This window comes from Vibrio sp. 1CM24A (assembly GCF_023161725.1).
In the GTDB taxonomy this organism is placed as follows: domain Bacteria; phylum Pseudomonadota; class Gammaproteobacteria; order Enterobacterales; family Vibrionaceae; genus Vibrio; species Vibrio coralliirubri.
This window is the reverse complement of record NZ_JALNTS010000003.1, coordinates 166,101-182,775: the sequence shown is the minus strand read 5'-3', so window position 1 is coordinate 182,775 and position 16,675 is coordinate 166,101. Positions and strand designations below refer to the sequence as shown.

Here is a 16,675-nt window from a genome sequence, read left to right as displayed (position 1 = left end):
CAGTGACCCAAAACGCATGGCATTTTTGCTTCGCAAAAGTCTATGCCACGGTTTCGGGCAAGTTAGCTTGGCGTTAGTTTTCTAAGGACATGAGTCGAACAATGATTATTGATGATATTATTTCAGGGATAGATGAGGGAGGGCCTAAAAGTTACTATTCGTTTGAAACTTTTATCCAGCATTTATTTAAACACCACATTGAAAGTCAAAAAAAGAGATTTCTCATATCGACCGAACCATCTAGGTTTGGTGATGCTATTGCGCCAGAAGGTTTTGATTCTTTTGATGGGCCAACAGTTATTGAGATAAAATTTAACCTTGCTACAGGCTCAATAAGAAGATTTTTAGATAAGTTATCTCATCAATTTTTAAATGAATATGTTGAGCACAAATTCTCTAATCTTTTAGTGATTTCGGCTAAACCAATCCCTGAAAATGTAATTCATAGGTTTCACGACGAATTATCACGCAATAACCTACCATTTAAAGTCACTTTTTGGGGGCCTCCAGAGTTAAATAAAATTGCGGCAAGAAATAGAAGAGTAGTGAACAAAATAGCAAATAACTTATTTGCATTAAGACTTTCATCTGCGATATCTAAGCCTATAAGGGATTGGAAGCAAGAGCGCGAAGAGATAATAGAGAACCTAAAACAGTTTTATAAAAAAGGTCAATTTTCATTATTTCTAGGGGCAGGGGTTTCTAGTAGCGCAGGCATGCCGGATTGGAATACATTATTAAACTCTCTTTTTGTTACTTATTTAACTCAAGAGTTTGATGGTGATACTGCAATTGGGGAAAACGATATCGGTGAGCTTGTACAAAGGCTGAATAGTATCGATGAACCATCTGCATTAATGGCTGCAAGATATTTGCGAAAAGGTCTTTCAAAGAGAGATGGTGAAGCAAAGCTATTTATCGAAGCTGTGACCAAAAACCTTTATAAACTGCGTAACTCTAATTTCCAAATAGACTCCGAGTTAATTAAGTCAATAGCTGCAATGTGTCTGCCAAGAAGGACTGGGGCTAAAGTGAAATCAGTTGTCACCTATAATTTTGACGATTTGATTGAAAGGCAGTTATCAAGCAATGCGATTCATCATCGCTGTATATACACTGACAACGAAAGCTATGATCCTGATGAGTTACCCATTTATCATGTTCATGGTTTTTTGCCTGAAGACCGAAAGTCATTTGATGGTTTGGATGGTTCTACGTTAGTTTTTTCCGAAGAGGGTTATCATCAGATTTATTCTGATTCTTACCATTGGTCTAACTTAGTGCAATTAAACTCTTTTAGGGAAAATACCTGTCTAATGGTCGGCTTGTCTATGACAGATCCAAACCTCCGCAGATTGCTTGAAATTTCATCTAAAAACATTGAGCGAAGCAAGCATTTTGCATTTATGAAGCGGCTATCATCAAAAGAGTTTTGCTTTGAAAAAGAAAAGGGTAAAACTGTATCTAAAATAGAAAATGTCGTGTCAGCAGAAAAATTTTTAGATAGGCACCACACTCTTAATGAAGAATTAATGAAAGAGCTAGGGGTTACCATAATTTGGTACGAATCGTATGAAGAAATTCCAGACATTATTAAACGGGTATCCAAATACGAAAGCTAGCAAGACGTTTAAAACGTGGCTAAAACAGTGGGTTAGGTTTCGCTTCGCTACACATTATAACCCACCATTTTAGTCTGCTTAACGCGGCTACATGTTTACAGGAGGTAACTTGAGACAGGATCACCCAGTATGGGAAGTTTATGACTTGCTACGAACAGCAAAGTTAAATGAGAAATACTTTGGATACAGGCTCCAAAAATATGTGCGAATTAATAATTTCATGGAGTTCGCTATTGCTGCAACAGCCTCGACATCTGCTATAGCTAGTCTGACTTTATGGAATGAAGGTCTAGCCGGTCATTTTTGGCAATCATTTTTGGTTATCTCCGCAGTTATATCTGTTGCGAAGCCAATTCTAGGTATTACAAAAAGAGTGCGTCTATATGAAGAGGTTCTCAGTGAATATCGAGCATTGTCATATGAATTGATGCAACTAAAAGTTGGTATCAGTACGGCTAGGAAATACAATGAAATTCACATAGATAAGTTCAATGAAATTATGGAAAAGCATGCGACTCTAGTCAGCAAATCTCCTGAAAGTACCGAGAATAAAACTGTAAAAACAACGTGTATTGATGAAGTTATCAAAGCTTATCCACCTGAAAACTTCTTCGTTCCCAAAGGTATCTGAAATGGCAAAAAAAGATAGTAACGGCGTAGGTAAAGGCTCCACGAAGGGTAGCGATAAAGAAGGTGCTTGGCGTGGTAAAGCATCTCATGGTGATTCAGACAAAGGACACTGGCGGGGCAGTCCAAGTGGTAGTGGACACAGTCAAGGGAAAGGCTCTGATGATAAACCTATGATACACGTTGAACCTGATAATCCGTGGCCAAGAAAATAAACATACAAATAAGGATTTAGGTGTTGCGCAGCCAACAATAAATCCCGAGTGTTGAACAAGCCCAAAGCCACTTTATTAAGTAAATTATTCGATGATAATCGAGGGGCATTGCGCCTTGAACTGGTTTATTCACGCTGAGCACCAAGTTAATGACTTTCCATACCTGTATTTATTCATGAATTGCTAATTTAGCAAAAACACTGACACAGAAATGTCCAGAAACGTTCTAGCGCCAATAGAAACCAGTGAATTATCATACATGTGTGCTCATCAAGCGACTTTGAATTCTGCCAACAAGAAACAGTAAAGGAAGATTCTAAATAGTACCTATTTAGTCATTCCGCAGACCAAATCTAAGTCTGAATATGCAACTAGACTTCACGTTTACTTTTGGCTAGCAATGATGAAATTAATTCTTTCCTATCACTCTCTGTCATTTGAGAAACAATACATGCTAGTTCTGCGGCGCTTGCATCTTCACAGAAAAAGTAACTTAAAGGCACACCTAGTTCATCGGCCAATAGCTTTAAGGTTTGTACATCTGGGGTGTGTTTACCCTTCTCGTATTGATTCATTCTAGGGCTAGCAGAGCTTTCATCCATACCTATACGTACTCCCAATGCTTTTTGAGAGAGGTTTGCTTTTTTGCGGGCTTCTTTGAGCCGCACTGGAATTGGGTTTTCGAATGGCACTTGAGTTTCATGTCTCTGATCTCACGGTAACTAAGATTTTCTTAGTTTTACTGATTTCTGTATACTAAGCAATCCTTAGTATTTTAGTGGTATATGCGGTACATGAAGCGTTCTTTGAAAATCAGTGATGAAATGCACAACTTATTGATTGAAAAAGAGATGGATGGTTTTTTAGTTGTTGAGCTAAGAGATGCATTTGTTTCGATTGATGACTCCTATGTTGATTTGGATGATGCTCGTCGTAAGGTTTATCGACAGCTCCTTCGTTTGGTGAAGAACAATTTGCTTCGAGTTGAAGGGGCGGGGCAGCAGAAACGATACTTTCAAACAGACTTATTTAAAGGCCTTCAAATCGATACTGCATCAGACAAAGCTAAGGTTACTTTTTCCACCTCGTCTGATTACTCGGTATTAAGACACGAACGCAATCAGTACAAAGGTGAGCTAGAGATTGTTTTTGGGGAGATTAATGAGTATCAGTCTCTCTGTAGCCGCTTTCCTGAACTCGAGCCGAGGTTGCTTCCACTTCTTGAGCAAGCAAGAGAGCATTCAGCGCAGTTGTTAGGAAGAGTGAATGTACTCACCAGTGTTCTCAAAACACTTTGTGAGGACAACCAGTCGTGCTAAGGCCATGGCAGGCACAATGCTCAGAGAAGGCATTACAGAAATACAGCTCAAACCAGCAGCACTTCTTCTGCCAAGCAACTCCAGGGGCTGGAAAAACGGTACTGGCTGCGACGGTCGCTTCAAGGTTGATGCAAGAGGACAAGATCGACCTTGTATTATGTTTCTCACCTTCTTTAACTATTTCAAGCGGAATAAAGAAAACCTTTTCACAGATTCTTAATTGTACCTTTAATGGAGGATTAGGTTCTATTGGACGATCTCTCACTTATCAGTCGATTCAATTTCTAAATGAGGAGTTTTGGCTGACGCTAAGAAATCATCGAGTTTTTGTGGTCTTTGATGAGATACACCACTGCTCTGGTACAGAGATTGAAAATGCGAATGTTTGGGGGCAACAAGTCCTTGCAAAGATTCAAGGACTCGCAACGTATACCCTTGCTCTTTCAGGGACTCCGTGGCGTTCAGACTCTTTGCCGATAGTGTTGGGACAGTACAGCGATCCTGACGGAATGCTTTTGGTTGATTATCAATACACGTTAAAACAAGCAATCGGCGATAAGGTTTGCAGAGCCCCTAAGATTGTTTTGGTTGATAATGAACATTTGACCGTGACGAACGATGAGAAGGTGGAGTCTTTTTCTTCAATATTGGAAATGATTAAGCAGACCAAGGCCTCATATCAAAGCATCATTCATAATGAAGATGCAATGGAGTACTTACTTGGATTGGGTTGCAAAAAGCTTGAAGAAATCCGTTCTCGATCCCCGACGGCTGGAGGGTTAATTGTTGCTGCATCAGTTCAGCATGCACAAACAATTAAAAAGGTACTTTTTGAAAAGTATGCTCAATCGGTCTCAATAGTGACCTATCGGCATGAAGAGCCTTTAGCAGAGATTGAACGTTATAGACGAGGCGATACTCAATGGATTGTTAGCGTTGGAATGATTAGTGAGGGGACCGATATTCCGCGCCTTCAAGTGTGTTGTCACATGAGTTCAGTCAAAACCGAATTGTACTTCAGACAGGTGCTCGGGCGAATTCTTCGTGTGAACGGCGCGACAAATCAACAAGCGTGGTTATTCACCTTTGCTGAACAAAGCTTGATTGACTATGCAGAAAGGATTGAACAAGATATCCCTGAGTCGTGTATATATGCAAAGTGGGAAAAGTTTGCAGAAGCCGAGCCAGATACTAAGCGCAACCGTCTGAGCGAAAAGGGGCTGCTAGAAGAGCGAGGAGGACTTAGCTCTAAGCTTGTATGGAATAGCACGACAAGGAACACTGAGAATATTGATGTCGCATTTGGCGCATTTGGCGCATTTGATGAGCTTCGGCTTGGAACTTTTAGACAGCGGGTAATATCGGCATTTTTGGCTTCTTGAGTAGGCCTATTACTTTACCAACTCGTTTGATTCAATATAAATTCAGAATTTCGACCCTGTATTGCTTCTGGTCTGAAAGAGCTAGTAAATCCTGCTAGCTCAAAAATACCCCAAAACGTTTCAGGAGCCACAGTAAAACCCATAGGATTAGCTAATGAACAACTACCGAGGAATCCTCAGTAGTTGCAAAGTTTGCAACAACCCCTACATGGCCCAATGGTCCAACAGCCTGTTGGATAAATTTTAATACCTAAATTTTGCAAGAGGGTCTTACAAAAATGCGAAACAAGTTGTTTCGTAAATCGTCTTTGCCCAATTATTGCAGAGCTCATTACTATCTATCCGTTCGCTAATCATTATTTGACCAACTTTTCCTGATGTAGGTATGGTGTAGAGGACCTATCATATAAATTTGGGCGGAGTTTAAGGTGAATAAAGAAACCAAAAAGAATTTTGATCAAGTATTCCAGGCTGCGTTAGCACTGTTTGGTAGTGAAGAAGCTGCTAATCACTGGCTTAAGCACCCAGTTCGAGGACTTGGTAACAAACGACCAATTGATATGCTTTCGACAGCCGAAGATACCAAGGCTGTACTCAATTTGATTGGCCGTTTAGAGCATGGAGTGTTTTCGTGAGCTTTGTTGCTACAAACTTTTGCCCCCAAACGTTTCAGGAGCCACAGTAAAACCATAGGATTAGCTAGTGAACAACTACCGAGGAATCCTCAGTAGTTGCAGAGTTTGCAACAACCCTTACATGCCCGAATTGTCCAAACAGCCTGTTGGACAAATTTTAATACCTAAATTTTGCAGAGGGCCTTGCAAAAATGCGAAACAAGTTGTTTCGTAAGTCGCCTTTGCCCCATTATTTGGTAGACCTTTTACTCATTCACATCCTGTTCATGGGCTTTGCCCTACTAAAAGTTATCCATTGATCTAATGGGGTGCATTGTAAATCTCCGTGGTGTATCACGGGGTAAATTCGACCAACGCATATGCGTTTGAGCTATCAACTAACTTGTATACTCAAAATGTTGTTTGAATCTTTTTGGCGCATTTTCAATGACACCCTTAGTTATTTCGATTCTAGATATCCCTCATCAAAAAAAGGGGTTAATATCATAATAATTGCAGAGCAACTGATTGAGAATATTGATGGAAATCGAAAAAGTAGAGCTGATTGGGTTTAGAAATTTTTCTCGAAGCACAATAAACTTTAACGCAAATACACTTATTCTGGGTGCAAATGACGTTGGTAAAACAAACCTTATTTTTGCACTTCGACTACTTTTAGATCGGTCTCTATCCGAGCGCGATATTGAACCGCAAACGACAGACTTTTACATTGACTCAAATGGTCAGCAAGTTTCTGACTTTGAAGTAAATCTATTTTTCAAGAACGTTTGCGAAGATTCAGCTCGTTCGATTTTGAGAGGACATGTGTCTGAAGATGACACTACCGTATTCTCTTTTAGAGCAAAACTGTCAGGCGACTATCAAATACTTACAGGTAGTAGCATGGATGATCTACAGGAAGCGAATTCTCGGTTTTATCTTAAGGCTATAAGTTTAAAGTATGTCCAATCAAGAAGAGATTTGAAAAGGTTTATCGAATCAGAAAAGAAACATCTCCTTAAGATCGCAAAAGAAGAACGACCAGAGCAAGAAGTTAAAAATGATGATACTCATACCTCTTTAATTTCAAAAAGTTTGACTACTATAAATAGCCAAATAAAAAACCTTAATTACGTTAGACAATCAACTAGCTTGGTGAATGAAGAGCTTAAGTCTCTTTCTCACCTAAACTCTGGCTATCGAGTAACTTTAGATACTGGTGCGATACAAGTTCAACAATTTATTGATAATCTTCAACTTGGCGCCGAGAAAAATGGAGCACCATTATTGTTAGGTGGTGATGGTCGAGACAATCAAATCTTGTTGGCGTTATGGAAAGCGAAAAGTGAACGCGAATATGATCCTCAACATCACGTTACATTTTATTGTGTCGAAGAACCTGAGGCCCATTTGCACCCTCATCAACAAAGAAGGCTAGCCTCATACCTTAATGAATCTTTATGCGGTCAAGTACTAATCACCACCCATTCGCCACAAGTAGTAGAGCAATTTAAACCAAGCTCTATTATTCGTTTGTATATAGATAAAGATACTAGCGTCGCTGCATCAGAGGGGTGTTCACAGTGTATAAATGATGCATGGGATGATCTTGGGTATCGAATGAGTATTTTGCCTGCTGAAGCCTTTTTTTCTTCTTGCGTGCTATTAGTTGAAGGGCCTTCAGAAAAGTTACTGTACCAAGAAATGTCAAAAGAGATCGATAAATGTCTCGACTACTTTAATGTATCCATAATTTCCGTTGATGGCGTTCAATTTAAGGTTTATACCCAGATTTTATCCGCTATGGGTATCCCCTATGTCGTGCGTACTGATAATGATGTTTCCAAAGTTCCGCATAAAGATGAACGAACACTAGCTGGCTTTAATCGCTGTATAGAGATTGCCAATATGACTATTCCTATACCTCCAATAGCAAGAGTTGGACTTGATGAAACTCCAGAATCAATAGCAAGTTCAGATGTGTGGAAAGATTACAGCAAGCTGTTAAACCCTAGAGGTTTGTTCGTAGCTAGAGTCGACCTAGAAACAGACCTTTATGACGAACTTGCGTTGGAAATGGAAGAGTTTTCTGGAAGCAACGATAAGCTCAAAGCTATCAACTACTTAAAGTCTAGTAAGGCTATCAATATGCGTCAGTTTATTAGTCGGTATCGGTCATCTTTAGCCAAAATTGAGAATGGTGAATTAGCAAAGCCTTTACTCCAAGCGATTGAACGAGCAAAAGGGTTATAAGGATGAGCTTTGAATATACAACTGAGCAAAAAGATGCAATAGCACAAGCTGGTAACATGGTGATTGTTGCATGTCCCGGTAGCGGAAAAACCACTGTCATAGTAGAAAAAATTAAACAGGACCTAATCAGCCTCCCGCAGTATCAAGGTATCATCGGAATAACATTTACTAAAAAGGCTAGTAAAGAAATCACCCAGAAAATTGCTAAAGGTTGTTTCAATACAAACTCTAGTTTTATAGGAACAATAGATCAGTTTTGCTTGTCCGAAATAATATACCCGTTTGGCAGGCATGCTTTTAGTATGCCCCATCAAGAGCTAGAGTGTATTAAGTTTGAAGATTTGCCACAAAGTGTATTGGATGAGCTGCAAAGTAACTTCGGTGCAAATAATGTCGGTCAAATATCCAGCAATCTTATCGAAGTATCACAATTTCTATTCATGAAGGGAATAGTACTATTAAACTTTACTAGTCAGTTGGCACAATTTGTCTTAAGCAAGTCAAACAGTTGTCAACGCTATATTGCAGCTCGGTATAAAGCAATATACATCGACGAATATCAGGATACGTCTTCAGAACAGCATCGACTATTCCTATCGATTTTAAATTATGGATTAAAAGGCATAGTAGTAGGTGATATAAATCAATCTATTTATAAGTGGCGGGATGGGAAGCCTGAGTATCTCTTGCAGTTATCTGAACGCAACGACTTCGCTAAGCATACTATATATATAAACCATAGGTGTCATCCTTCAATAACTAACTACGCTAACAGGTTATTGGAGCCAAATAGTCAACTTACCAAGTGCGACCATAAAAGGATTTACCATGCTCGATTTACAGGCACACAGCTAGATGCGTTCAAACAGATAGAGCAGATTGTATACAAGTTAAGAGAGAAATACACAGACCTGAAATACTCTGATATTGCAATATTAGTAAGAAATAACAGCAGTCTTGAGCTATTTGACGAACACTTACCATTGCCACATGTCGTCTATAGAGAAAATCCACTACACAATTCCAATAGCTCCCATCTTCAGATGTGTCACGACATATTAAAGTTTCGTTATGATCTAGCTTGGAGTGCTACTGACATTGTTGAAAAGTATTGTGAGAAGAAATCACAGAAACATAAGTCTCAGCTAATTGACGTCATTAAAATATGTCGGGATATCGAACAATCAGCGTTAGCTATATACATCAAGAATCTATGTCCACTATTGCTAGAGTCAGAACTCGCGCAAACAGAGTTCGAGATTTTGTCTCAAGTGATTGAGAACAAGAAATTCATAAACATGTATACGACTACTGAGTCGATAAATGTAATGACCGTACACAAATCTAAAGGATTAGAGTTTAAAGCTGTTTTTATCATGGACTTGTACCAATACATTTTTCCCAAATATGATTTCACAACATGGGAAATTGACGATTATGAGCAAGAGCTAAATTTGCTTTTCGTAGGAGTCACACGCGCGATTAACCATTGTTTTCTGATAACAACGACTAGCAGGCTAAACTCAAATCTAGAATTAAAAAATGGGGCTCCTTCTGTTTTTATGGAGTTACCAAATATTAAAGGGCTCTATACAGACCTAACACGATAAGCGCGTAGTGGAGGTTGTAGAAGATGGGTAAATTTGGCCACTTTACTAGAGGTCTTGTGATACTCAAGGTAATCCGTGAAATGCTAAATTAGCAAAGCCCCTGAAACACAATTGTCCACAAGCGCGTTAGAGTCTGCGCTTTAAGGTACACGCTTCGGATAAGCTGAGTTTTGGTGGAATCTAGCTTTCTTCAGTCAATAAAATGGGAGGTATGAGTAAGCTACTATCCGAGAAAATATTCGATGTCATATGCGTCAAATATTGTGTATTTGCGCTTTTTACCACTGGGATCTTTGTAGGTTGGCATCTTGCACCCCCTGAAAGAAGTGAAATCGGCGACTAATGGAGTCAATAGCGTCAAGGCTTGACGAAATCGCTTTGATAACAAAGTTCATTTTCCCAATGGTTTTCCTCTACGTCATCAGTTATGCGATAGTAAGGACCTGCCAATTGGCCAAGTAGTGAGGCCGCAACAAATATTAGCAGGGATAGCGCTTCTGAGGATTCTATCAGAGTTAGAGATAAAGACTTCAACATACTTGTTAGGCCTTGCGAGAGCGATAACCAATATCAAGAAATAGCATTAGAAAAGTATGGTTCTATCAAGGCGAATTCAAAGTCTAGGGCATATCAGCAAACATTAAAGCTAATTGTTGATAATGTTACTTCGACTGGCGCGAAGCTCCATCCTGTTTAGTATGAATTAGTCAGTCCTCCTTTTGGTTATATCAAGGAGAAAGAAGCCGGACCTTTATTGAGAGGGTTCGGCTTTTTTGATTGTTTAATCAATGATAAGCGAACGTTTTGAATTGGGTCATTTAAAGAGAATTCAAACAAATGCATAATAGTTGCAAATTGCCTAAAAATGAAACTCAATGAATATTGCAGCATTAAAATCTCACCAAACCTTACCTTTAGCAAGATCGATAAATCCTTTTTTCATCAACCGTGGAACGTTCTTTGAGCCGAACCCAGGTTTTGAGAACCTCAATCTACCGGACCAAATGCTATTTGATAGTGATTTCGCGCTAATAGCGAGTATACGGATAAGGTTGATGCCAGGGTATAGAATTACTGCTTTACGTATTCAATACAGTGACGATGAGTATGAGGAAGTCCAATATTCTAAAAAAACTAAAGATGGTGATGGGGAGGTTTTCATTTGGACACCGTCAAAAATCATTAGAAAAATTGAGTTTGTCGATACCGAGGTTATAAAAAATATAACTGGTGTGAGCATCATGGGGCGAACGGTTCAAAACTTACAGATTCTATTTGACCAAATTCAAGGTAGCTACGAGCAAATTCAAACCGAATGGGAAAACAAGGTAAAAGAAATTCAAGAAAGTTCTCAAGAGAATCAAGCTTTAGAAACCAAACGTGATCAAATAAAAGCGAATGTCTTTACCTTAGAAGACAAACTACTAGAGCTCGACTCCATTATAAAATCCAAAGAAGATGAGCGTGATAAGTTAGACGAACGTGAATTAGCAAGTCGATTCAACTTAAAACAACTTGAAGAGGACGTCGAAAAACAAACGCAAGTTCTGTTTGACTTTAATGACGAAAATGAAAAACTAGCTAAATTCAACAAAAAAGTAAAATCAGAAAATAAGGCTCTAACCGTAGACTTAAACAAGTTAAAGGTAGAAAAATATAGATACAGTGAAGATTTTGACTCTTTTAAACGAGAGTTAAGCTTACAGAACTCACTCTTTTTGGCATTAATTAGTCTCTTGGGAATAGTAGGTGCAGCGATTGTACATAGCTTACTTAGCGGGTCATATGACTTAATCGATTCATTTAATCGTGGAGCTAACATTTATGAATTGTTAATAAGTAGAATCCCATCGGTTACGGTAAATAGTTTGATAATCTTGTTCATATCTAAATGGTTAGGAGTATTGATTCAAGGCCTAATTAACAATCTTGATGAGCTCAAAAAACTTAAAAAACTGGTTTATCTTGTTACTGAAGTGACAGAATCGCAAGCAATAGGATTAGCCGAAGATAATGAACCAGGTGAACGTTATAAGCAGCGTGTAATGCAAAAAATGTCCATCATAAGAGATGCATTAAATATAAAGAATAGCAGTTATGTTGAAGAGCCTACTAAAGGTAAAGTGGAAGAGCTATCTGAAGCGGCTGGTAATACGCTGCGAGTAATGGCAGGGCGTTAGAGAGCTGTCAGTTGGTCGAATTTACCCCCGTGATACAACACGGGGATTCACAACGAACAGCATTAGAAAAATGGATAACTTTTAGTAGGGCAAAAGCTCATGAACAGGATGCTAATGAGTAAAGGTCTAAGCAACTTTGGGGCAAAGACGTGTTTGCTATAGTCGGTTCACATAACCTTTGCCGAGTGCACTAGCAGAGGTTATGCGACAAGCTTATTGGAATCGAGCAAAATATATTGCCTTCCGACAGTTGAATCGAACCCTCTTACAAACAAGTAGAGAATTGCTTGTGTGACTGATATCGACAATAACCTTCTACTCGCTGGCGCAGGTACAGGAAAAACAAGTGTTGTAGTCGGAAAATCAGGTTATTTAGTTAACATTTGCCAAAACTATCTCGCTGAAAGTAATTTACAACCTGTTATGCAATTAAGTGCAATTGAGAAGGCCAATAGAACCTTGTAAGGTCAATGTATACAAATAAGATATGACGCAGAGTTTACCTGCTGAGTTACTCTCAATAAGCCAGTTACGACGACCAGTGATTTTGAACGTCGCTCTCGATTCATTGTTTGTTGTCTTGTGTTAGAGCTACCTGGAAAATACGCTGGGGATATGTGTTTTACACATGCTCTGGATTCATCTTAAATAACTACATTTAGTCAGTGCGGGGTTAGCTATTACTCTAAAATCTGTCGAAAATGCGGAAATGATTCGCTGCTTGAAAGCCCCGAGCTTAAGTTCATCAAACGTATCAAGTGACTTATTGAATCTCCTGGAGTAAGCGTTTCTTATCTTTATATTCATTTTTAATATTGAGATATTTATCGAGTGTTTGTCGAGTTGTTGTGATTGTTAGACTAAATTCAATTTTTGCCACTAATAGACCCTAAGTGAGTTTTCTTTGCCATATCGCACTAAAAAAGGACAAGTAGTTGATAGAGTGTGGTTGTATACGGCAATCACAAGAGCAGAGAGTTAGATTCATATCGTTGGTAGCAGCGAAGATTTTAAGGCCGTAACTTGCCAACTAAGTAACTCGCACAAGCGTAACCGTTACCTTGTAGATCTTTTCGACTTATCGTTGACGCCAGCAAAGCCACTAACCTTTACGAAACGCATATTTTGACTCCTATTCAACTGTAATTTGAGCAACCTTTACGATAGTTGCATTTTGTGTAAAGCTTGTTTTGCATAGTTCTATGGGTGCAGCGGCGGCAATACGGCACATTGCACTCACTCGCTCGCTCAATTTTAAGTGAAAGTGCTATCCATATTGTGATTTTGAAACGCTGAAGCAATCTCTGTCATTGCAATGGCTAAGCAAAGAAGAAGCGCCAGAGATGCTAGGTAAGATGATCTCAGTCGGCGCACTGGCATCTTTAATCACTTACGGATCTATCTGGGTGATGCTAGAACAGCTGAAGCTCGACTTTGCTTGGGTGTACGGTATTACTGGCGGGATTGGTTTTATTCTAGTTTTGGTGATGACCTTTGGCTTCCCTGAGTTTCAGACCAAGACGCCACAGAATAAAAAGTTGGTACTGCGTAAGCGTTACTGGCTCTACTACGCGCTAACGTTTATGAGCGGCGCGAGACGACAAATCTTCACCGTATTTGCAGGCTTCTTGATGGTAGAGAAGTTCGGTTATTCGGCGGCCGACGTCACATTGTTGTTCTTGGTTAACTACCTATTTAACTTCTTGTTTGCAAAACGCATTGGACGATTCATCGGTGTGGTTGGTGAGCGCAAAGCGTTGATCTTCGAGTATGTGGGTTTGATTGGTGTGTTTGTCGGTTATGGTTTGGTGCAAAGCGCGGAATGGGCGGCGGCACTTTACGTGGTCGATCACCTGTTCTTCGCATTGGCGCTGGCGATCAAAACTTACTTCCAGAAAATCGCAGACCCGGCAGACATGGCATCAACCGCTGGTGTCTCTTTCACCATCAACCATATTGCCGCAGTCGTTATTCCGGTCGTGTTTGGTGTGATTTGGCTGTCTTCCCCTGCAACGGTTTTCTACATTGGCGCTGCGATGGCGGCGGTTTCTTTGGCGTTGTCTTTAAACATTCCTAAGACACCTGAAGAAGGTAATGAAGTGCGAATGTTTAGCTGGCGTTAACGCTAGGTAGAGACAAATAAAAAGCTCCAATATCGCTATTGGAGCTTTTTTGTATGTGCTAGTTTATGGTCGATAAACGATATGCTTTAAACGGATGAACTTGAAGACTCGGATTTACGAACAGTAAGGTAAGGTGTGATATACCTTATCAACGCGAGACAAAATAAGCAGTTTTCGCTTCAGTTCTCATGTTCAAAGGAATGTGTATAGCGGCCTAAATGGACAAATATCGTATGTTGGGTTCGAATCACGATTTTTGAATTGAGTATAGTGTGATAGGTCGAGTGAAAACTCGACCTTACGACTAAGTTAATACACGTGAATGGTTTATTTAATAACTGAGAAAAAGAGTGCAGCTATTGATAGTATTGTGGGAATTATCATTCCGAAGACCATAAATTTCATTTTCATCCAATATAGACTTCTCTCATACTGATGAATTCTTTCCAACAGAAATAATATACGATCCATTTTTATATCTTCACCACCAAAAATAAGTGATAGTTCACTTTCATAACCTGATCTCATTCCAATGTTCCTACTTTTTAGTGACTAATAGTATTTTAAATATAACTTTATAATAACTTACCTTGGCTCTGATTAATTATAGAGTGGTTGATACCATCAACAATGGATACGGGTATAAGTAAAGTTACCGAGTTTATTAACAGTAAAATAATCCGCTAACGTAAACTAACTAATAAATCACAATAAAACCCTAGATGTGAATATCTACGTTATTGATTCCATTAATTACTTTTCTCAAGTGAGGGTTGTAGTTTGGTTCCTCATACCTTTTCAGCTGATGTACAGTTACTTTACTGATTTAGAAAATGTACACGGCTCCAGCGTCTTTCCAAGAATTGTCACTCCAATCGAGAAGAGGATCAGAAGGATGTCCAGGTGCTCCGATAGCAAGCTCGTCAGTGCCGGGTTTAAACATCATTGATTTTCCGAACTCTTCTTTTACACCACTGACACTATCACCCGTAAAAACCCCTTCCCATGCATAGTCTCGATCACCATAGCTGGTTAGGTGGTAAATATAAACAGCACCATCTGGGTCGCCACCAACTTCTAAGGTATCAGAGCTGTGATGAAAACCAAATCCACGCCATGGGGCAAGCGGGGCGGATACCGCTAGATAACCATTGTCACTAAGCGAAATACCAGTACCAAACTTTTGCCCCTTAAACGCTTTTACTGGATCTATTGTATCGACGTTTGACCAAAACCCTTTTTGTGAATCGTATCTATAACTCAAAACTTGATCGATCCCCGGAGCTCCAACAAGAATGAGATCTGCGTCTTTCTTTATAGTCACTGAAGACCCATAACCACTGTTCTCAGTTGGAATAGGTAATTTCAGTATGGTTTCTAAGTGCCAAATATCATTGTATTCGTTTGGAGAGGGGTTAAGACGGTATACATAGACAGCACCACCGTGTTGGACTTCGCTTCCTGTCCCTTTTCGCATTGAATCCATAGGAGCACCAACAACTAAAACGTTGTCTTGTGCAATAGCGACACTAGCACCGAACCTTGCATCTACAGCTAGGTCATCTGGACGCTTTAGTTTCAACTCATTAGGGTGACGTAAAGTTTTTATGCCCGATTCAGGAGCTGCTGGAAAGTTGAGGTCTTTATTGATGAAGAATGAGACTTCCCCTGCATCATTTTTTTCGGGGTCTCCCATGATGATGATACCGCCATTTTCACCTGAACTAGCTAAAGCTTGCCCACTTGAATCGCTGTAATTTTTAAGCGAAAGTTTTGGACGCCCATTATTATCGTGGTGCATTTTGTTAATATGAACTAGCGCTTCTTTTTTCGTCGAACACGTAGATGTTGCAAGCATCATGTCTTCGAAAGTGTTACCTATGCCCACCAGACTATTCGTTGTTTTTTGTCCGTCAGTGTTATAGCTCGTACTATTAGCTATGTATTCATCATAACCATAATTGCCACTTTTCTGCTTTGTATAAATATCAACTACGCGAGTTGTATCTTTACCTGAATTGACAATTAAATGGTCATTTTGCCAAGTTATAGCTTCGCCAAATCGAACGTTGTTCCACTCAGAATGGTCAAGATATGTTTTAACGCGGATGACAGTTTGTTCTAGATTCTTTAATTGAAATTGTGGGGATTGAACAAGACAATAATCATTATCTTTGCAGGCTAACAGTTCATAATCAGAAGAAGCGGCATCAAAATCGACGAGGTCGATCTTTAGTTTATATGAAGTACCAGTGATAGAGGGGTCAACTACTTCGCTAATTAAACCTTGAGTCGAGGGTCTATAACGTATCAACTTATAATGTTTAATGCCTTCAATTTTATTCCATTCCAAAAGTATGCTTTTAGCTTGAATTGATTGGGATACGGTCAGAGAAGAGTTGTCTTGGTGAGTGTCTGATGAAGGAGATGAACCACTTCCACATGCAGATAAGTTTAAGGCGGTGAATATAAGAAAAATGTACTTTTTGGTCATTGTGACCCTCCATAAGTAGAAAATTAACTCGAAGTGTTGATGAGTACCTGAAACTCTGTTTATTGATTAGTTGAGCCGTAGGATAATTACTAATCCCCGTTAATTCTAAATTTAAATTGTCAACATTACTTTTCAATAAACGTGATGTTTAGCACTTTACAAAGGCTTTAGTTTTCTAATTATTCAACCTACGATCGAATCAGTTACGCTAGCTTTAATGCACGTAATTTCGGAAA

At 39.3% G+C, this 16,675-nt stretch carries 12 protein-coding genes and 2 pseudogenes; 12 read left to right on the top strand and 2 right to left on the bottom strand.

The window, feature by feature from the left end; translation table 11 throughout:
* Positions 1-101: 101 nt before the first annotated feature.
* The 3 genes from MSG38_RS08360 to MSG38_RS08350 all read left to right on the top strand — a co-directional run bounded on the left by MSG38_RS08360 (position 102) and on the right by MSG38_RS08350 (position 2,464).
* On the top strand, positions 102-1,622 hold the full coding sequence (locus MSG38_RS08360; RefSeq protein WP_248401594.1) for an SIR2 family protein: 1,521 nt from the start codon (positions 102-104) through the stop codon (positions 1,620-1,622).
* A gap of 109 nt (positions 1,623-1,731) precedes the next feature.
* Positions 1,732-2,253, top strand: coding sequence for a hypothetical protein (locus MSG38_RS08355; protein ID WP_248401593.1), 522 nt, complete (start codon positions 1,732-1,734; stop codon positions 2,251-2,253).
* Between the two features lies 1 nt (position 2,254).
* Positions 2,255-2,464 (top strand): hypothetical protein, encoded by a 210-nt coding sequence (locus tag MSG38_RS08350; protein ID WP_248401592.1) that lies wholly within the window; start codon positions 2,255-2,257, stop codon positions 2,462-2,464.
* A gap of 371 nt (positions 2,465-2,835) precedes the next feature.
* Here the strand turns inward: MSG38_RS08350 and MSG38_RS08345 are convergent, their stop codons facing one another.
* Positions 2,836-3,156, bottom strand: a complete 321-nt coding sequence (locus tag MSG38_RS08345; RefSeq protein ID WP_248401591.1) for a helix-turn-helix transcriptional regulator — start codon at positions 3,154-3,156, stop codon at positions 2,836-2,838.
* Positions 3,157-3,270: 114 nt separating this feature from the next.
* On the opposite strand from MSG38_RS08345, the gene MSG38_RS08340 reads away from it, so the two are divergent.
* From MSG38_RS08340 to MSG38_RS08300, 9 genes and pseudogenes are all read left to right on the top strand, one after another.
* On the top strand, positions 3,271-3,783 hold the full coding sequence (locus tag MSG38_RS08340) for a hypothetical protein (protein ID WP_282450368.1): 513 nt from the start codon (positions 3,271-3,273) through the stop codon (positions 3,781-3,783).
* Complete coding sequence (locus MSG38_RS08335; protein WP_248401590.1) at positions 3,777-5,165, top strand: DEAD/DEAH box helicase family protein; 1,389 nt, start codon at positions 3,777-3,779, stop codon at positions 5,163-5,165. The genes MSG38_RS08340 and MSG38_RS08335 overlap by 7 nt, the downstream gene beginning before the upstream one ends.
* Positions 5,166-5,593: 428 nt before the next feature.
* Positions 5,594-5,800: an antitoxin Xre/MbcA/ParS toxin-binding domain-containing protein gene (locus tag MSG38_RS08330; protein ID WP_248401589.1), complete on the top strand. Its 207-nt coding sequence runs from the start codon at positions 5,594-5,596 to the stop codon at positions 5,798-5,800.
* A gap of 519 nt (positions 5,801-6,319) precedes the next feature.
* Entirely contained in the window at positions 6,320-8,032 is a 1,713-nt protein-coding gene (locus tag MSG38_RS08325; RefSeq protein WP_248401588.1) for an AAA family ATPase, read from the top strand.
* Positions 8,033-8,034: 2 nt separating this feature from the next.
* A complete protein-coding gene (locus MSG38_RS08320) occupies positions 8,035-9,642 on the top strand; it encodes an ATP-dependent helicase (protein ID WP_248401587.1) in 1,608 nt (535 codons plus the stop codon).
* 440 nt (positions 9,643-10,082) lie between these two features.
* Positions 10,083-10,223, top strand: a pseudogene (locus MSG38_RS08315) (regulator); the annotation flags it as partial.
* A 294-nt stretch (positions 10,224-10,517) separates the two neighbouring features.
* Positions 10,518-11,822, top strand: a complete 1,305-nt coding sequence (locus MSG38_RS08310; protein WP_248401586.1) for a hypothetical protein — start codon at positions 10,518-10,520, stop codon at positions 11,820-11,822.
* A gap of 291 nt (positions 11,823-12,113) precedes the next feature.
* Positions 12,114-12,287, top strand: a complete 174-nt coding sequence (locus MSG38_RS08305) for a UvrD-helicase domain-containing protein (protein WP_248401585.1) — start codon at positions 12,114-12,116, stop codon at positions 12,285-12,287.
* Between the two features lie 818 nt (positions 12,288-13,105).
* Positions 13,106-13,945: pseudogene (locus MSG38_RS08300) on the top strand (MFS transporter); the annotation flags it as partial.
* Between the two features lie 826 nt (positions 13,946-14,771).
* Here MSG38_RS08300 and MSG38_RS08295 read toward each other — a convergent pair.
* Positions 14,772-16,439: an FG-GAP repeat protein gene (locus tag MSG38_RS08295; RefSeq protein ID WP_248401584.1), complete on the bottom strand. Its 1,668-nt coding sequence runs from the start codon at positions 16,437-16,439 to the stop codon at positions 14,772-14,774.
* Positions 16,440-16,675: the final 236 nt, after the last annotated feature.

Excerpts from the sequence above, each read along its gene's own strand:
- MSG38_RS08320 (WP_248401587.1), top strand. The coding sequence starts at position 8,035 with ATGAGCTTTGAATATACAACTGAGCAAAAAGATGCAATAGCACAAGCT.
- MSG38_RS08360 (WP_248401594.1), top strand. The coding sequence starts at position 102 with ATGATTATTGATGATATTATTTCAGGGATAGATGAGGGAGGGCCTAAA.
- MSG38_RS08310 (WP_248401586.1), top strand. The coding sequence starts at position 10,518 with ATGAATATTGCAGCATTAAAATCTCACCAAACCTTACCTTTAGCAAGA.
- MSG38_RS08295 (WP_248401584.1), bottom strand. The coding sequence starts at position 16,439 with ATGACCAAAAAGTACATTTTTCTTATATTCACCGCCTTAAACTTATCT.
- MSG38_RS08325 (WP_248401588.1), top strand. The coding sequence starts at position 6,320 with ATGGAAATCGAAAAAGTAGAGCTGATTGGGTTTAGAAATTTTTCTCGA.
- MSG38_RS08350 (WP_248401592.1), top strand. The coding sequence starts at position 2,255 with ATGGCAAAAAAAGATAGTAACGGCGTAGGTAAAGGCTCCACGAAGGGT.